The 17298-nt window shown below is 66.1% G+C and carries 8 protein-coding genes; 3 read left to right on the top strand and 5 right to left on the bottom strand.

Going from position 1 to position 17298, the window contains the following annotated elements; all coding sequences use genetic code 11:
• Positions 1-406: 406 nt before the first annotated feature.
• Both EHV23_RS12625 and EHV23_RS12620 read right to left on the bottom strand, forming a co-directional pair.
• A complete protein-coding gene (locus EHV23_RS12625; RefSeq protein ID WP_125096385.1) occupies positions 407-1984 on the bottom strand; it encodes a lipopolysaccharide biosynthesis protein in 1578 nt (525 codons plus the stop codon).
• A gap of 122 nt (positions 1985-2106) precedes the next feature.
• On the bottom strand, positions 2107-3678 hold the full coding sequence (locus tag EHV23_RS12620) for a hypothetical protein (RefSeq protein ID WP_125096384.1): 1572 nt from the start codon (positions 3676-3678) through the stop codon (positions 2107-2109).
• A 915-nt stretch (positions 3679-4593) separates the two neighbouring features.
• Between EHV23_RS12620 and EHV23_RS12615 the strand changes: the two genes are divergently transcribed.
• On the top strand, positions 4594-6657 hold the full coding sequence (locus tag EHV23_RS12615) for a hypothetical protein (protein WP_125096383.1): 2064 nt from the start codon (positions 4594-4596) through the stop codon (positions 6655-6657).
• 311 nt (positions 6658-6968) lie between these two features.
• Here the strand turns inward: EHV23_RS12615 and EHV23_RS15325 are convergent, their stop codons facing one another.
• On the bottom strand, positions 6969-10223 hold the full coding sequence (locus tag EHV23_RS15325; protein ID WP_158615968.1) for an O-antigen polymerase: 3255 nt from the start codon (positions 10221-10223) through the stop codon (positions 6969-6971).
• Between the two features lie 9 nt (positions 10224-10232).
• On the bottom strand, positions 10233-11645 hold the full coding sequence (epsF, locus tag EHV23_RS12605; protein WP_158615967.1) for a chain length determinant protein EpsF: 1413 nt from the start codon (positions 11643-11645) through the stop codon (positions 10233-10235).
• An 803-nt stretch (positions 11646-12448) separates the two neighbouring features.
• Here epsF and EHV23_RS12600 point away from each other — a divergent pair.
• Both EHV23_RS12600 and EHV23_RS12595 read left to right on the top strand, forming a co-directional pair.
• A complete protein-coding gene (locus EHV23_RS12600; RefSeq protein ID WP_158615966.1) occupies positions 12449-13411 on the top strand; it encodes a polysaccharide biosynthesis tyrosine autokinase in 963 nt (320 codons plus the stop codon).
• A 371-nt stretch (positions 13412-13782) separates the two neighbouring features.
• Positions 13783-14895 carry an AI-2E family transporter gene (locus tag EHV23_RS12595; RefSeq protein ID WP_125096380.1) on the top strand — a complete coding sequence of 371 codons (1113 nt, stop codon included), beginning with the start codon at positions 13783-13785 and terminating at the stop codon, positions 14893-14895.
• A gap of 305 nt (positions 14896-15200) precedes the next feature.
• On the opposite strand, the gene EHV23_RS12585 is transcribed toward EHV23_RS12595, so the two are convergent.
• Positions 15201-17264, bottom strand: a complete 2064-nt coding sequence (locus tag EHV23_RS12585; protein ID WP_203228995.1) for an ATP-binding cassette domain-containing protein — start codon at positions 17262-17264, stop codon at positions 15201-15203.
• Between the last annotated feature and the right edge of the window lie 34 nt (positions 17265-17298).

The following is a 17298-nucleotide window of genomic DNA, read 5'->3' as shown; positions in this document are numbered from 1 at the left end:
AGCGATCCATCGTGATGATGGGTCGCTTTTTTGTTGACGGATGCAGAAACGCCCGGAGAACCGGGCGTTTCTGTTTGAGACGTTTGAGACGTTTGAGACGTTTGAGACGTTTGGGACGCTTGGGACGTTGGAGGCGTCGGAAGGCTTGAGGGGAGCGCCGGGGAAGGCTGTCGGCAGATCCCGGGCGGGCTGGACGCCAGCACCTCGTTCAGGCCGTCGCTGTGCGCAACTCAGGCTGATCGTACCTCGATGCTCAATCAGGGCATCGCGACAGAGGCCAGACCGATTCACACCCAGGCATCATGGCGCCGCCCAAGCCAGGGTCGTGCCTCGATCAGGTCATTTGCAGCAGCGCCCAGGCCAGGGCATACCCTGGCCATCGCGGCACGGCCCAAGCCATGCCTGATCAGGCCGTCGGGGCGCCGCCAGCGGGAGCGGCAGGCTCGGGCTCGCCACGACGGCGGCGGAGCACGGCGCTGAAGATGCGAACCTCTTCCGGCCGGGGACGCAGCACGAGGCCGAGCACGACCACATAGGCCAGCGAGGCCAGCACGATACGCCACCACCACTGCGGCATGACGCCATTCAGGTACCAGGCCATTGCCAGCCCCACGGCGCTGGCAAACGCACAGGACGCGATGTGCCCCATGTCCAGCTGATAGGGGAAGCCGGTGCGACGCAGCCAGTAGGCCACCATGACGTTGGCCACCACCAGGCCGGCGCAGTTGGCTGCCGGCAGGGCCGCAATGCCATACTCAGGCGCCAGGGCGATGCCCAGCAGCAGCGACAGGCCCAAGAACGCATTGCTGAAAACCAGGAAGCCGTAACGTTCGACCGTGTGGGAGAGGTTCTCCAGCGAGTGCCGCCAGGATTCGAGCGCCATGACCAGGCACATCAGCAGCACGAGCACGGCAGCATCGGCGCCATACTTGCCCTTGGACAGCCACAGGTAGACATCCCCGCCTCCCGCGGCGAAGAAGGTGGCGGCCAGACCGATCAGCACCAGATTGATGGTGAGTGCCGCATTGGCCACCGTTTCGGCCTCCCGGTAGGAGTTGTTGGCCGAATAGCGCGCAGCCATCACCGGACGGATCATGCCGTTGAAGAGCTGGGCCGGCAGGTAGCGCTGCAGCTGGTCGAAGATGGACTGGGCAAAGCCGAAGAGCGCCACCTGGATGGGGGCAAACTGGTTGCCGGCTACCAAACGGTTCACCATGCCGCCATAGGGCAGGATGATGAGCCCCTGGGCATAGCCCTTGATGCCGAAGTCGATCATGCGACGGGTGTTCTTCTGCAGCCATTCGCGCTGCAGCGGCACATCGGTGACATCACCGGGCCGGTTGCGGCTGGCCTGATAGACCCCCCAGCTCATGACGAAGGCACCCACGGCCTCGTTGACCACTTCGACGAGAATGAGGCTGGTCAGGTCCATGTGATGGAAGAACACCAGGCCCACCACGCCAATGAACTTGCCCACCGTGACCGCCGCGTAGGCGGTCTGCCCCCGCTTCTGTTCCAGCATGGCTTCGAGGATCTGGAACTCGGAGTTGGAGGTGGTACGGAACAGCACGACCAGCAGATAGAGCTGCAGCTGCACCAGCCAGCGGTCGAGGCTGACCCAGTTGGCCAGCCACAGCGGGAAGATGATCAGCACCACCACCGTGAGCAGGATGAGGGCCAGGCGCAGCCCCATGCTGTAGCCGATGAGCCGGCGCAGCGCCCACGAGTAGCGCAGGTTGAAGATTTCCGGCACGAACCGGGTGAGGATCTGCCCGGTACCCACGGAGGTCAGGGCGAGCAGCACCTCGGTCAGGCCCAGCAGCACCGAGTAGGCGGCAAACTCTTCCACCGGCAGGTTGCGGACGATGAGAAAGAGTGCACCGACCCCGGCGACGGAGGTCAGGGCCTTGCCCATCAGGAAGTGTTTCATGCCGGCGGCAATACGCCGGGCACTATAGGGGTTGTGATCGGCGTGTTCCGGCATGGGAGACAGGGCAGAAGCAGAAAGGGAAGGTAATCAACGGAGTGACCCGGACGGCAGGCCCGGGAAAGGATCAGGGAACCGGGACGGCGGATGCGCCGCCCCGGGACAGAACCGGCAGAGGATCAGGGCGCCTCCTTCGCGAAGGTCAGGCCGGACACCGAATTCGGGCCGACGGTATAGCGGGCCACGCCCTTGTCGTCGAAGCTCAGGCTGACGGTCTGGCGTTTGGGGCCATCGATGACCTGGCTGCTGTAGTTGTTGACCTGGGGCGTGCCACCGCTGATGCTGGCCAGGCTGGCCTTGAACTTCCTGCCGGCCAGGGCGGGCATGTTGAGGGTGATCTCGACCGCATCGCCATCACGGTTGACGGCCCAGACGCTGTAGCGGCTGCGGTCCTGGCTGGCCATGACCGTCCCCCGGGCCGAGTAGCCGCCTGCATAGCCTGAAGGATTGCCGCTGTCGACCCGGGTGGCCAGCACGTCGGGAAGCAGGGTTTCACGCAGCAGGGCGTAGGCATGCATGGGCACCGACGGGTAGTAGGCAGACTGGCCCAACGGCAGGTGGAACATCGGCCAGGGGCCGGTGGTACCGTGCAGGGCGTGCAGATCGCCGCCCTTGACCTGCGGCAGCTGGGTGGTGGTGATGATCAGGTCGGACACACCGATGGCAGCGCCCAGATCGGCCGACTGGTGCCAGTTGCCGTTCCAGGCCTCACCCTGCCCTTCGGGCCAGCGGGCATGCTCGGTGACCCAGAAGCCGATGTCCTTTTCGGGCACACCGCCCGTCTTTGCGTCGGCCGCAGACTGGCAGAGATGGTCGATGCGGTTGGTGACCGGCGGGCCGTCAGGCTCGCCATCGTAGTAGAGATGCTGGGCATACTCGCTGACGCCATCGTCCTTCAGGCCCTTTGCCACGGCGACGTTGTACTGCGAGGCGTTGATACCACGGTCGGCCTGGGCGTCGAAGTCGGCCATCATGGCCACGAAACGCGCCTTTGGATCGACCTTGCGCACGGATTCCATCACGGCCCGGGCACGGCCCACGTACAGGTCGGGAATCCACTTCTCCTCGAAGCGGTCCAGCTCGTTGCCCAGCTCCCAGCGCAGCACGGGCACCTTGCGGTCGAAGATGTGCTTCGTGAGTTCGCCAGCCTCGCGGGCCATGACCTCCTGCGACACCAGCTTGTCGATGTCGCCCTTCATGTTGAGCACGTACCAGACCTGGCCGCCGGTCTGGTGGACGAAGTCGAGGTATTCATCGACCCCGAACTCGATGCGGGGCAGCTCCGTCCAGTCGTTGATGCGCACCGGTACCCGCTTGGCCACGGCGCCGACCGACTTGTGCCAGCGGTGATAGTTGGAGGTGGTGCCGCCCGGATAGCGGTAGGCGGCGCCGGGGAAGTGATCCTTCAGGAAGGAGACGACCTCGGGACGGACCTGCTGTTTGGCCGGATCCCACAGCGAGAGCTGGAACTCGGTGTTTTCGAGGTTGAAGCCGAAGTACTCGGGGCCGATCTGTTTGACGGCCTTGTCGGAGACGGTGAGCGAGAGACCGTCGGCGCCCTTGTTGACGGCGACGGGCTTGCAGTCGCCACCGGCGCTGGGCGCTACGGTTGACTTGCAGCCGGCAAGGGCCAGCCCGAGCGCCAGCACGAGCGGCAGCGTACGGAAGGTCTTGACATCGGGGTTGGTCATGGCTTGTGCCCACGTTCGAAGTTGGGAGGCAGTGCCCCGCACAGAGGTGCACGGCCCCGCGAAGAACACCCGCAACCCGCCCGCGCACCAGAATGGCGCCGGCAAGGGCAACGGGCACACGACAGACGCACGGCAACGGCCGACCGGCGGGCGGGCGCTCCCGCAGCCGGAATGGTGCCACGCAGGCCGGCCCCGAAACGTGAAATGGGTCACAGCGCGACAGACAGGCCAGCCGCCGGCGCCTGATTGCGCCGTGCGCGGACCGCAAGGGCGGCCGGTTCCAATTGTAAGGCGAGCGGTGCCGCTGTGCCATTTCAGGACTCGGCGTCTGTCATGGACGCATTTGCTCATGGACGCGAGACCACTCCCCGCGCGCGTCCGTCCTCTGGACGTACAGGACAAGACAGCAAGTCCGCTCGATGGTTTCAGGGCGCTGCCAACGCAGTCATGCGCGCCCCAAGAGGGTTTCGCGGGAACAAATGAGTCCATAAAACCCGCCAAAGGGAGATTTCCCTTCGATCTGACGCCGTCAGGTACCTGCACTGGCTGGCAAGCAACGCAACACGCGCGCCACGCAATACACAACCCCCAGCCGACGAACGGCGACACGAAAATTCACCAAATTGTGAAGATCCTCCCGGGTGCGGGCATGGATCACGGCCGGGGCGCGGCATTTTTCACGAAACACGCCAGAAAAGCCGGAAAAAACCTTGGCTTTTCTTTACATCTTCCGCTCTGTCTTTTGCGGTATACCGTTCATCCCGTGTTGTTTAACAACCAACTTTCCGGTCCGTAGAGTTCGCTTCGCATCACACACACACATGCAAAACACCTTGCAACACGGTCGGTCGACATCTTCCCGATGAGGCCGGTTCAGCAACACACAACAGACTCTACAGCATCATGAAAAACCGGTTGGTACATAACGATGAATCCCGTGCGCCCCGCGGCGCCCTGCTGACGCAGCCCCGTGCGCTGGTGGCCCTGTGCCTGAGCGCTGCCGTGCTGGCCGCCTGTGGTGGCAATGGCAGCGAAGGTGGCTCGACCCCCGCCCCGGGCGCCTCTGCCCAGGGTGAGAACGGCATTGCCCTGAAGGCCGTCGCCCGCGTGGAAATGACGCGTTCGCCGTCCTTCAAGGCTGATGGTGCCCAGGGCGCCTCGCACAACGGTCAGGTAGCCACCGGCTACCGCCTGGATCGCACGATGGGTACGTACCGCAACGGCCACGTGCAGCATGCCATCTGGCGCGTGAACGGGGTGGACAAGGGCTGGGGCCCGCACTACACCACCACCCAGGCCGACCTGGGCAAGACGGTGATCTACGTCGAGAAGGTGCTGGGCAATGACGGCAGCACCCGCGAATTTGCCACGCCGGGCGCCGTGGTGGTTGCCTCGGTGGGCGTGCCGGTAACGGTGCCGCAACAGCAGACGCAGAGCAAGCCGGGTTATCCGGTGGTGAACAAACAGCCACTGACCAACGTGACCACGGGCAAATCGGTGCCGGGCAAGCAGCTGGTCCGCACGATGGGCAGCTATGGCAACGGCCACGTGCTGAACGCCATCTGGAAGGTCAACGGTGAAGCCAAGGGCTGGGGACCGCACTACACGCCGACCGCCGCCGACGTGGGCAAGACCGTGGTCTACACCGAAGAGGTGCTGGGCAAGTCCGGCGACAGGGTGAACTTCACCGCCGCCCCGGTGATCATCGTGGCCTCGCTGAACGAAGCCGCCCCGGCCCCGGCTGCCGCCAAACCGACCCCGGCTCCGGCCGCGCAACCGGCCCCGACGCCGGCACCGAGCCCTGCCCTGTCGGCCAAGCCTGGCTATCCGCTGGCCGACAAAATGCCGGTGACCAATGTGACCGGCCAGTCGGTGCCGGGCAAGCAGCTGGTTCGCACGATGGGTGCCTACACCAGCGGCTACGTGCTGAACGCCATCTGGAAGGTGGACGGTGTGGCCAAGGGCTGGGGCCCGCACTACACGCCGACCACGGCCGACGTCGGCAAGAGCGTGGTGTACACCGAAGAGGTGCTGGGCAAGTCGGGCGACAAGGTGAACTTCACTGCAGCACCGATTGCCATCGTGGCAGCCGCCCAGACCGCCGCCCCGGTGGCCACGCCGGCCCCGGCCGCGAAGCCCGCCCCAACGCCGGCCCCCGCACCCGTGGCTGCCGCACCGGCTGCCAAAGGCACGGTGAACTCGGTACAGGAAATCATCAACGACATGAAACTGTACAACGAGGGTGAGCTGCGCGGTGTGGACAAGGGCATGGGCTGGGCCACCGGTCCGGGCTTCGTGGTGATGGGCAACAACCCGCGCGGTACCAACACGCCGAGCTACTGGAAGCCTGCCAACACCCAGTTCAAGAGCAACGCCACCTGGAACGCCGTGATCCCCTGGCTGGTGGTGTTCGATGGTACGGGCAACGCGGCCAGCAACACCCGCGTGCAGCTGCGCAACATCAAGCTGTACATGAAGCGCAAGTCGACCGGTCGCTGGGAAGTGATCCAGAACATGGCGGTGTCGGGTGAGGACTATCCGAAGTCGCTGCAGGGCAGTAACACGGTCAAGGCCAACATCCGCTACGAAGCCGATGGCACCCGCTCGCTGAAGCCGAACGGCAACGACCGCGTCTTCCACGGCTGGGGCAGCCCGATCAAGTTCGACGCCTGGGATGTGAAGGCCCTGCTGACCACGGTGCAGGCCCGTCTGGTGCTGGACAACCCGAACGGTACGGATGACCGCAGCCGCGCCAAATACCTGATTCACGTGGGTGCCGACTACTATCCGGAAGTGACGACGCGGGTGGGTGCCACCGCTCCGGCCTACTACTTCCCGGGTGTGGGTGTGTCGCGGGCCAAGTATGTCCGCAACGACTGGCGCGCCTTCAACTTCTCGACCATCGACGCCGGCCGGCCGGAACCGGGTGGCTCAATCTCGACGAGTGAGCTGATCAGCAACCCGCCCCCGCTGGAGTAAGCAGGGAACCGGACCTGCCGGGCAGCCTGCCAGCAGCATGGCCCTGCCCGGCGGTGAACACACGCGGAAACCTTATTGCAGTCCTGTTGTTGTGTGCGTGTGGGAGAGGGGGAGACCGGCAACGGTCTCCCCTGATCCTTTCCGGCGCATGCATCTGACCTGCGCCACACGCCCCTGGCACCACCGTGGTGCGGTGGCCATCTGGTGGCGTACCGGCCATCTCCTCCATGACGATGCCGGCACGTCTGCAAGGCAACGGGCACCCGAAGGTGCCCGTTGCGCTTTCCTGGATCTGTACGGATACCGGTGAATCAGCAGCGGCGATTTCGGCCGAATTCGTCGAGATCCAGACCGTTGGCCGGTTCGTCGTCATCGGCGAACATCGGACGGGTACGCGGTCCGGAGATATCGTCGACGAGTGGCTCCGGTCCACGCCTCCGGCCCTGGCGAGCACTCCGGCCCTGCTCGATCTCCTTCTGCAGATCGTAGACGCTCCATTCGGCATCGTCAGCGCCTTCGCTGCCCGGCTGGGCCTGCGGACCGAAGTAGCCGGTACGACGGGCACGCGGACGCGGCAACGGCTGCCCCTCTTCCGGATAGCCCGACCCCTGGCGGGTGACGTTGCCCTGGACCAGCCCTCCCGGTACACCCTGCGGCGGTGTCATCGGGCGCTGCCCCAGGTCAGGCTGCTGCCAGGGCGGTACGGCACCCGCAGAGGTCGGCCCCATTGGAGGCATCGATGACGGGCCCTCACGACCGGCTGGCGCACCGAAGGGTGACTGGCTGGCCGGATGGAGAGCCCCCGGATAGCCGGCCCCCGACACACCCGGCGCGCCAGGACCACGCATGCCCGGTGCGGACATGCCAGGCTGGACTGCCCCCGGATACGGCTGGCCGGGACGCTGTACGCCACCCGACGGCGTGTGGCCCGGTGGCGGGAAGACCGGCTGTTGCGGGTGAGCGCCGGGAACCTGCTGCGAAGGGCCGCCGGAAGGCTGCTGCCCTCCTGAACGCGGGGTGTACGGTGTCTGCGGATAGCTGTTCCGCATCTGAGCCTGAGCCTGGACTTGAGCTTGAGCCTGGGCCTGGGCCTGGGCCTGGGCCTGGGCCTGGGCCTGGGCAGGATGATCGGCCGGGGCCCCCGGCGGCGTGCGGGACCACGGTGGCGGCATGCTGCCCGGATGCGGGGTTCTCTGAGCCCCCATGGGCGGCACCGCAGCACCACCGGCCAAAGCCCCCGGCCCGACCGGACGGCCTGCGGGAGCGCCCTGCAAAGGCGGCACCGGCGAGGGTGCTCCCTGGGCAGGCGTACGGGCAGCCGGACGGCTGACCGGCCCTTTCGGGAAGGCCGACTGGGCCGACGCACCGGCAGCAGCCAGCCCGGCCATGGCCTTCGCAGCCTCGCTGGCGGCATCCGGCGCAGCGGCGGCGGGAGCGTCCGCCCGGGCTGCACCTGCCGGCGAGCCGGCAGGAACACCACCGGGGAAGGCGCTGGTCGCGCCAGCACCTGCTGTTGCACCCGCCGCTGCGGCTGCGGCGACACCGGCCCCCATACCGGAGGCAGCAGCACCCACTGCACCTGCAGCGCCTGTCCCTGCGCTCACACCTGCCGCCGGAGCCGAAGCGCCGCCGGCAGCACCATGACCGGCCGTACCCTGACCGGCAGATCTCTGACCGGCAGAGGCGGCACGCGAAGCGCCGCCCTGCACCGGCATGCCGCTGCGGGCAAAGGCCGAGGTGGCACCGGAACCGGAGGCTGCAAAGTTGGCCGAGGCCCCTGCTGCTGCAGGACCAGCGGCGGCGGGACCAGAAGCGGCGGCAGGGCCGGCAACAGTGGCTGGACCTACAACGGTGGCGGGCCCGGCGACGGTGGCCGAACCGGCCGCCGCAGCACCGGCGTTGGGATCATGCCCCAGCTGCAGGCGCTGCTTCTGCCAGGCCAGCTCCTGCGGCGACAGCACGCCCTCGGTGGGGAAGATGTCCTTCATCACACGGCCATGGCGCGGATGCGAACCGGCCGCAGCCTTGCCCGCCTGAAGCAGGTCGGCCTTCGTGGGCGACAGCGGGCCGTAACGGTAGCGCCAGGCGACCAGACCCAGCGTCAGCGACACGATGAAGGCATGGCTGACCAGCACGATGGCACTGTTGGAGTACATGGCCATCAGCAGTGTGACCGCCAGGCTGGACATGAGCATCCGGCACAGCACGCGGTCCCAGGCGGTCTGGGCCTCGTGGAAGCTGCGGGCCACGCAGCGCATGGCGCCGAAGAAGATCATGAAGTACAGGATGAACCCGACGATGCCGAAGTCCCACAGCACGGTGGAGGTGGTGAGCAGGTCGATGTACATGCCCGGGTGGGCCAGGAACATGTGCCCCGGGTCGGGCACCAGGCCGTCCACACCATAGGACGAACCGATACCGGTTCCGAACAGGGCCTTGACCGGGTTGTTCCAGGACTGCGACTCGAACCAGTACGGCACGGCCGTCAGACGGTTCACGCCGGTGGCGTAGTAGCCGCGGTTGCCGAGGTTGTATTCGAGGGTGTCGCGCAGGTTCTCGTCGAGCGACATGTTGGCGATGTCGCCGGACACCTGCACCATGAAGTAGAAATAGCCCAGGATGGCCCCGAACACAAGGGTGGCCACCACGATGCCGAGAAACGCCAGCGGCCGCTTGGCCACCAGATCGAAGTAGGCGGCAAACAGCACCACCGGCATCATGATCATAACGACCTTGGTTTCGCCCAGCCCCAGCGGGACGAGCAGGCCGATGGAGAGCAGCAGTGTCCAGAAGCCGCTGAGCAGCTTTTCGCGCCAGGCCAGGAAGACACCGAACACCACCATGACGATGATCATCGCCATGATGGAGCTGGCGCCCCCGCCGGTCATCGAGCCCTCGAAGGAGCCCACGATGATGTCGAAGGGCACGAAGCCGGGCTTGTCATAGCCCATGACGCCGGGCACCAGCACCACACGCTGGTAAAGCGTGAAGGGCAGCTGCACCAGGCCCACGCCCAGAATGAACAGCAGCCAGTGACGAACCTGCTTTTCGGTGAAGGGCACCACCGCCATCAGGAACATCACGCCCCAGAAGTGGAAGTAGCGCTTGGCACCGGCAGCGATTTCGGCCAGCGAACCGTCGGAGATGAAGCCCGACACCACCGCCAGCACGATGAACAGCAGGCTGGTGTAGATGAAGGGAGGCATCGGGCGCTGGAAGTGCTTCGTGCCCGCGACCGAATAGAGCATGGCCGCCCCGGCCATGAAGATGCCCAGCAGCGAGAACAGCCAGGAGATCTTGGCCATGCCGGGCGAGAAATAGCCCACCGGCCCGTTGATGAGGAACACCCCGATGAGGATGAGCCAGACGGCGATGGGCAGGGCGTTGAGCAGCAGCACACCGGCGATGCCGCCCAGCACCAGGGCGATGAGGATCAGGTTGCTGGTGGAGACCACCAGCCCGACCAGCGCCCCGATCCCGAGGAACAGCCCGCCGACCAGCAGCGGAGCCCAGGAGTGATTGCCGTTGAGCCGGGGCAGGCGGTTCAGGATCGAGGAGAAGGCCATGTCCGGTGCTTAGTTGCCAAGACGCAGGTTGGGCGGCGTGACCGACGGACCGGTGCCACCGATCAGGCGCTGGGCGCGGGTGGACTGAGACGGCGGCAGCACGGCCAGCACCGGGATGCCGGCAGCCTGCAGCAGGTCGTCGGCGCTGCGCAGCGGACGCTGGGCGGCTTCGAGGGTGAAGGCAGCCATCATGCCCAGAAACAGGCCGAGGAACAGGCCCACGGCCACGTTCAGCACCAGGTTCGGACGGCTGGGCAGCAGCGGCACGGTAGCCGGCGAGATGACGCTGATGTTGGACAGGCCGGCACTCATGGACACGGTGGTTTCGGTCAGGCGGCGCTCGACCAGGTCGTAGGCTTTCTGGGCGCTGGCCAGATCCTGCTGCAGGATGGCAACCTGGTCACGCTTGGAGCGCAGGGCCAGAACCTTGGCCTTCTGGGCATCGACCGCAGCCTGCAGTTCCTTCTCGCGCGACGTGTTGACGGCGTTGGCGGTACGGATACTGGACTTGACGCGGCTCACCTCGGTGTCGCGGCGGGTGCGCAGCTCCTGCACCTCGGCCTTGGCCTGCAGGTAGGCGGGGTGGTTGGAACCATACTGGGCAGAGACCTGGCCCAGCTTGGCCTCGGCACGCCCCAGGTCGGTCGTGAGGGTCTGGATCAGCTCGTTGGCGACCACTTCGGGAATGCCCATGTCACCGCCACGGCCGACCACGTTGCTGCGCGAACGGCTCTCGGACAGGGCCGACTGGACCTGCACCAGCTGCGAGGAGAGTTCCTGCAGGCGCTGGTTTTCGACGTCGATGCGCTCGTCGCTGGAGATGATGCCGCTTTCGCGCTGGAATTTGGTCAGCTTGGTCTGGGCCTCTTCGACCTTGGTCTTGTATTCCTTGACCTGGGAGGCAAAGCGTTCGGCGTATTCCTGCGCCGGCTTGGTCTTCAGGTCGAGGGCAGCAGCCTTGTAGGCCGCGGCAAAGCCGTTGGCGATATCGGCAGCCCCCTCGGCGGTCGACCATTCGACACCGATGGCGATGGTGGTACCGTCGGTGGAGGACGTGACCTTGATGGCCTTGAGCAGCACGGTGGCCAGCCAGTCGGTGATGTCGCCGCGGCCCTTGGTGGCTTTCTGCCAGTCGGCCTGGACCTGGGGATCCTGCGTGAGTTTCAGATCCTTGATGACCCGGTTGACCACCTGGCTGCTCTGGATCAGCTCGGTCTGGCTGGCCAGCATGTTGCGGATGGTCTCACGCGAGAACGCGGCGGTTCCGGAGACCTGGTCGACCGTGTTGGCATCGACGTAGACCGTGGTGGCCGCGCCGTAGCTCTTGCTCATCAGCAGGCTGCCGACGATGGCCGTCAGGGTGGTGACGGCGACGATCGAGGCGACCAGCCAGAAGCGTGACCGGAGAATTCCAAAAAGCAAGTCGAAACGCATAGGACTACCTGGAGTTGGCACGAGAGTGCCGATTGTGAAGGGGGCGACGGCTCAAGGCGGTGAGATACTGCACACGACGGGCTGTCCGGCGCGGCCAGAGACCGGTTCAGTGGGTATTTGTGCAGCAGAGCCTGCACGGCCAATGGCCACCGGGCGGCCTGAAGCGACCACACGACGGCCATTCTTGACGCTGCCTGAATCCCGTATTATCCCAGCATCCCGCCGGGTGTGGGGGCGAATGTCACATGAAGCGACAGAACGGCGGGGCTGTGCCCGCACCGGACGGGCTGGCGGGTGCCGCGATGAAGGCACCGTCGATGCAAACGCCCGACGGTCATCTGCCGATGACAGGCGACAGGTACCCGCAGACGGCACCCGTCCGGCAGCGTCCGGGCCCGACAGCCCGTGGCCGGACCAGACTGGGTATTATGGCAAGGATGGGCCAGATGGATTATGAACTTTGATGGCCCAATGATGCCTCACGTAGCCAGCACGTAATGTACATGTAAAAACCCGCCGAATGTTCGACACACCGTGGCGGGGCGCGCGATCCTGCTGCGAATGTGCACAGGCTGTGCGGTTGTGCCTCGTCGGGCCGGTTCCGGGCGTGCATGATCGCAGAATCCGGAAGCAGATCCGCCCATGCGGGGTTTTTTGCGATGCAATACCCCGCCGTGCCTGTGCCGCCAGCTGCGCGCAAGGCCAGAATCAGGGACAATCCCGGTTTCAGTGTCGGATTTTCTGCACGCACCGTTCGTTTCACCCGTTTTCATCGACCCTCTCCTGCCAACATGAACAACCCGACTGACCACGCTCCGGCTGGCTCTTCCCCGAATTACGCTGGCGGCCGCCAGGCGTCCGGCACGGCCCTCGTTCGGGACAGCGGTGGCGCCAGGCTGCCCGATTTCAATCCGGCCAACCGCAAGACCCTGATGATGGGCGGCATCCTGGTGGCCAATGGCAAGCTGCGCCAGGACCAGATCGATCTGGTGCTCAACGAGCAGCGGGTGACCAACCTGCGCTTCGGCGAGACGGCCATCCGCATGCGTCTGGTGTCACACGCCGACGTGGAAGAGGCGCTGGCCATGCAGTTCGGCTATTCGTCGTCGCGCGCCTCGGCACTGGCACTGCCGGACAAGGTGACCAGCGCGGTCAACCCCTATTCGCCGTTTGCCGAGGCGCTGCGCGGCCTGCGCAGCCAGCTGATGACGCGCTGGTTCGATTCGCCGGACCGCTCCATCCTGGCCATCACCAGCGTGGACCGGGGGGACGGCAAGAGCTTCGTCTGTGCCAACCTGGGGGTGGCCTTCTCGCAGATCGGCCAGCGTACGCTGATCATCGACGGTGACCTGCGTCACCCCACCCAGCACCTGAACTTCGGCCTGCGCAACCAGATGGGCCTGTCGGGCATTCTGAGCGGCCGCGCCGGTCTGGAAGAGGTGATGGAGTTCCCGACGCTGCCGAACCTGGCCGTGCTGCCGTCGGGTCCGCAGCCCCCGAACCCGCAGGAGCTGCTGGGCCGTGACATCTTCATGGACCTGCTGCAGACGCTGTCGGGGCACTATGACGTGATTCTGGTCGACACGCCGTCGGCACAGGAGGCGTCCGATGCCATGGTGATTGGCCAGCGCGCCGGGGCCGCCCTGATCGTGGGCCGCCGCAACAGGACGAAGGCCACCGAGATCGCCCAGCTGGCTTCCGTGATGGCCAGCTCGAACATCGCGCTGCTGGGAGCCTCGCTGAACGAGTATTGAGACCAGGTGCCGGGTCTGTTGCCCGGCCGCCCTGCCCCAGGCCGCTTTGCCCCTACCGGGCCGGGCGGCTTTTTTCATGAACCTGCGCAGGGACAGCGAGGGCCATGACACGCCCTGACATGGCCACAACACGCGCCAGAACAGGCGTCTGTCTGATTTTTGCAGCATGATGGCGCTTTAGCCTGTATATTCTGACGGTTCGCGCCGGAGATCACCGGTGCGCCCGGGATCTTTCGCCCCTGCGGTGTGTGCGTGTCACCGTGCGTGCCACGGCTTGCCCCGGGGGGTCTTTCGGCATCCATGCCCGGCTTACGGGGAATGGATGGCCGGGGCGCCCGGTGGAAGATGCCTCACCTGGACACCGCTGCCCGATGCCGACTTCCCTGCCTGCCCTTCTGCCTGTACTTGGCCTGCTGGCCACGGCGGTGGCCGCCTTTGTCATCATCCTGAAGGGGCTGGTGATTCCGGTGCTGCTGGCACTGCTGGTCTATGCCTGGAGCTGTCTGCTGGCCGACCGGATCGTGCAGGCGCACCGGCCGATGGCGCTGTCGCTGGGGTATTACCCGAACCGCTGGCCAGCGGTGCTGAGCGGGGTGACCGTGTGCATCCTGGTGATCACGGCCTTCGTGTTCCTGACGTACTGGACCATCCATCTGGCCTCGTCGAATGATCTGCGCGTGTTTCTGGTGCGCATCGAGGATTCGCTGGAGGTGCTGCGGCAGGCGCTGCCCGAGGCGGCAGCACGGCTGGTGCCCGAGAACTGGGCCGACCTGAAGGCACAGCTGTTCAACTTCGTGCGCAGCAAGGCGGCGGTACTGAGCAGCGTGGGCGGGGCGGTGGTGCACACCATCGTGCAGTCGCTGTTTGCCATTCTGGTGGGGGCGCTGGCAGCGGTATCGACCTGGCAGCCACACCGGCTGCGCTCGGACGAGCTGTTCATCGCCCGGCTGCTGGTGGTGCTGGAGCGGGTGGTGATTGCGCAGATGCGCATTGCGCTGTTCAACACGACGATGACGGCGCTCTATCTGTTCGTGCTGCTGCCGATGTTCCATGTGCAGCTGCCGTTCCGGGGGCTGCTGTGCATGTTCACGCTGCTGACCGGGGTGCTGCCGGTGCTGGGCAACCTGATGGCGAACACGGTGCTGTCGCTGATCTCGTTTGCGGTGTCGCCGTGGGTGGCAGTGGGGTCGCTGGTATTCCTGATTCTGATCCACAAGCTGGAATACGTGATCAACGCCCGGACGGTGGGTTCGAAGATCCACATGCACTCGTGGGAGATTCTGGCGGCCATGCTGACCGGCGAGTCGCTGTTCGGGGTACCGGGGCTGGTGACGGCGCCGCTGCTCTATCCGTTCTTCAAGCGCGAGATCGGGCGGATCTGGGCACAGATCAGTGCCCGCACGCCGGCGGTGCAGACACCGCATGTGGTGGTGCGGGAGGTGGCGCCGGGGCCGACGGGGGCGGACGGCGTCGCAGAAGAATAACAGCCCGGCCGGGAGCAGCGACCTGCAGCCCATGCCCCCAAACGGGGCAACAATTCCACAGCCGTCGGGTCCATTCCCCGAACTGGGTGACGGCCTGCAGCTGACTGGTGCGGAGCACAGGACAAGGATGCCCCGATGAATGTGAGAGGCTACCGCCCCGGCCCAGCCACAACTGCTGCGAATTACTGCAAACTACCACGAATTGCAGGGAATTGCCGCGATATACTGCGAATTGCCACAAAAAGTCGCCAAGGCCGGCAGAGGCAAACACAGAGCCAGCCTCCCGGGAGTGAGACCCCGCCAGGTCAGCGGCCGCGGCTGGCGTTGACCTGGGCTTCCTTCTCGAGCAGAACCTCCCAGCGCTCCATCATGTCCAGCAGCTTCGCTTCCTTGTCTTCCAGGGCGGTCTGGAACGCCTTGATGGCGTCGGGCGGCTGGCGGAAGAAGTCGGCATCGGTCATGGCCTGCTGGTCGGCGGCAATCTCGGCCTCCAGCGCCTCGATGTCGCCGGGCAGGCTCGCCAGGTCGCGCACTTCGCGGTTGCTGAGCGAGAGCTTGCCGCCCCGGGGGCGCGGGGCGCCGGCAGCTCCCGTTCCAGCACCCGCTGCACCTGCTCCTGACGTATCCGCTGCTGCGGCACCGACACCAGCTGTAACACTGGCCGAAGCGGCCGCCCCAACGGTCGAAACAGCGGCCCCTCGGGGTGAAGCCGAAGCATCACCGGCCGCACCCGATACTCCCGTACTGGCCTGCTCCCCCGTACTGGCCTGCCCTCCGGTACTGCCCTGAACACCCGCCGTGCCCTGGCTGGCCTTGCCCGCACCGTTTCGTGTTCCGCTGCCTGCACCCGGCTGGCTGTCGCGCCAGGCCTGCCAGTCGGAGTAGCCACCGACCAGTTCCAGCCAGCGGCCCTCGCCCTGGGCGACCAGCACGGAAGTGACGACGTTGTCGAGGAAGCGCCGGTCGTGGCTGACCAGCAGCAGCGTGCCCGGGTAGGACTGCAGCATGCTCTCCAGCAGGTCGATGGATTCGAGGTCGAGGTCGTTGGTGGGTTCGTCCAGCACCAGCAGGTTGGCCGGGCGGGCGAACAGCCGGGCCAGCAGCAGGCGGTTGCGCTCGCCACCCGACAGGGTACGCACGGGGGAACTGGCGCGGTTGGACGGGAACAGGAAGTCCTGCAGATAGCTGATGATGTGGCGACGATCGCCGTTGATCTCGACGTAATCGGAACCGGGGCTGACGGTGTCGGCCACGGAGCGTTCGGGATCGAGCTGTTCGCGCAGCTGGTCGAAATAGGCAATCTGCAGGTTGCTGCCCAGGCGAACGCTGCCCGCGTCGGGCGGGTATTCGCCGAGGATCAGCTTGAGCAGCGTGGACTTGCCGATGCCGTTGGGGCCGATCAGGCCGATGCGGTCACCGCGCATGATGGTGAGATCGAGGTCGCGCACCAGACACTTGCCCCCCAGGCTGATGCTGGCCTGGCGGGTTTCGCAGACCAGCTTGCCGGACCGTTCGCCGGCATCCACTTCCAGTCTGATCTGGCCGGTGCGCTCGCGGCGGGCTGCCCGGGCCTCGCGCAGGGCTTCGAGACGGCGGACGCGCCCTTCGTTGCGGGTGCGGCGGGCTTCGATGCCCTTGCGGATCCAGACCTCTTCCTGCGCCCAGAACTTGTCGAACTTGCGGTTGGCGACGGCCTCGGCTTCGAGCTGCTCGCTGCGCACACGTTCGTAGGTGGCGAAGTTGCCGGGAAAGCTGCGCAGCAGGCCCCGGTCCAGTTCGATGATGCGGGTGGCCACCTGATCGAGAAAGCGCCGGTCGTGAGTGATGATGATGGCGGCCGGACCCGTGTTGATGATGGTTTCCAGCGACTCGATGGCCTCGATGTCGAGGTGGTTGGTGGGCTCGTCGAGCAGCAGCAGGTCGGGTTCCAGCGCGAAGGCCAGGGCCAGGGCGGCGCGCTTGTTCTGGCCGCCGGACAGGCCATCGGGGCTGACGTCCGGATCGACACCGAAGCGGTCCATTTCGGCGCGCAGGCGGGTCTGCAGCGCCCAGTAGCGGCGCTCGTCGTGTTCGTCGATTAGGCTGGCGGCAGTGCCCCGGGCGATCAGGCTGTCGAACAGCGTGGGCGCTGGCGGGAGGGCCGGCTCCTGCTCGACCAGGACGATGCGCAGGCCGTCGCGAGTGACGGCACGGCCATCGTCGAGCTGCACGCGGCCGGCGATGACGTTGAGCAGGCTGGACTTGCCGGTGCCGTTGCGGCCGATCAGCCCCAGCCGTTCACCGGCGGTGAGGGTGAAGGCCGCACCATCGAGCAGCGGATGGGCACCGAACGCCAGGCCGGCGTCGATCAGGCTGAACAGGACACTCACAGAAAATTCCGGAAAAACAGGAGAGGAAACAGGG

The organism is Lautropia dentalis, assembly GCF_003892345.1.
Taxonomy (GTDB): Bacteria; Pseudomonadota; Gammaproteobacteria; order Burkholderiales; family Burkholderiaceae_E; genus Lautropia; species Lautropia dentalis.
This window is presented reverse-complemented; position numbering and strand designations above follow the sequence as displayed.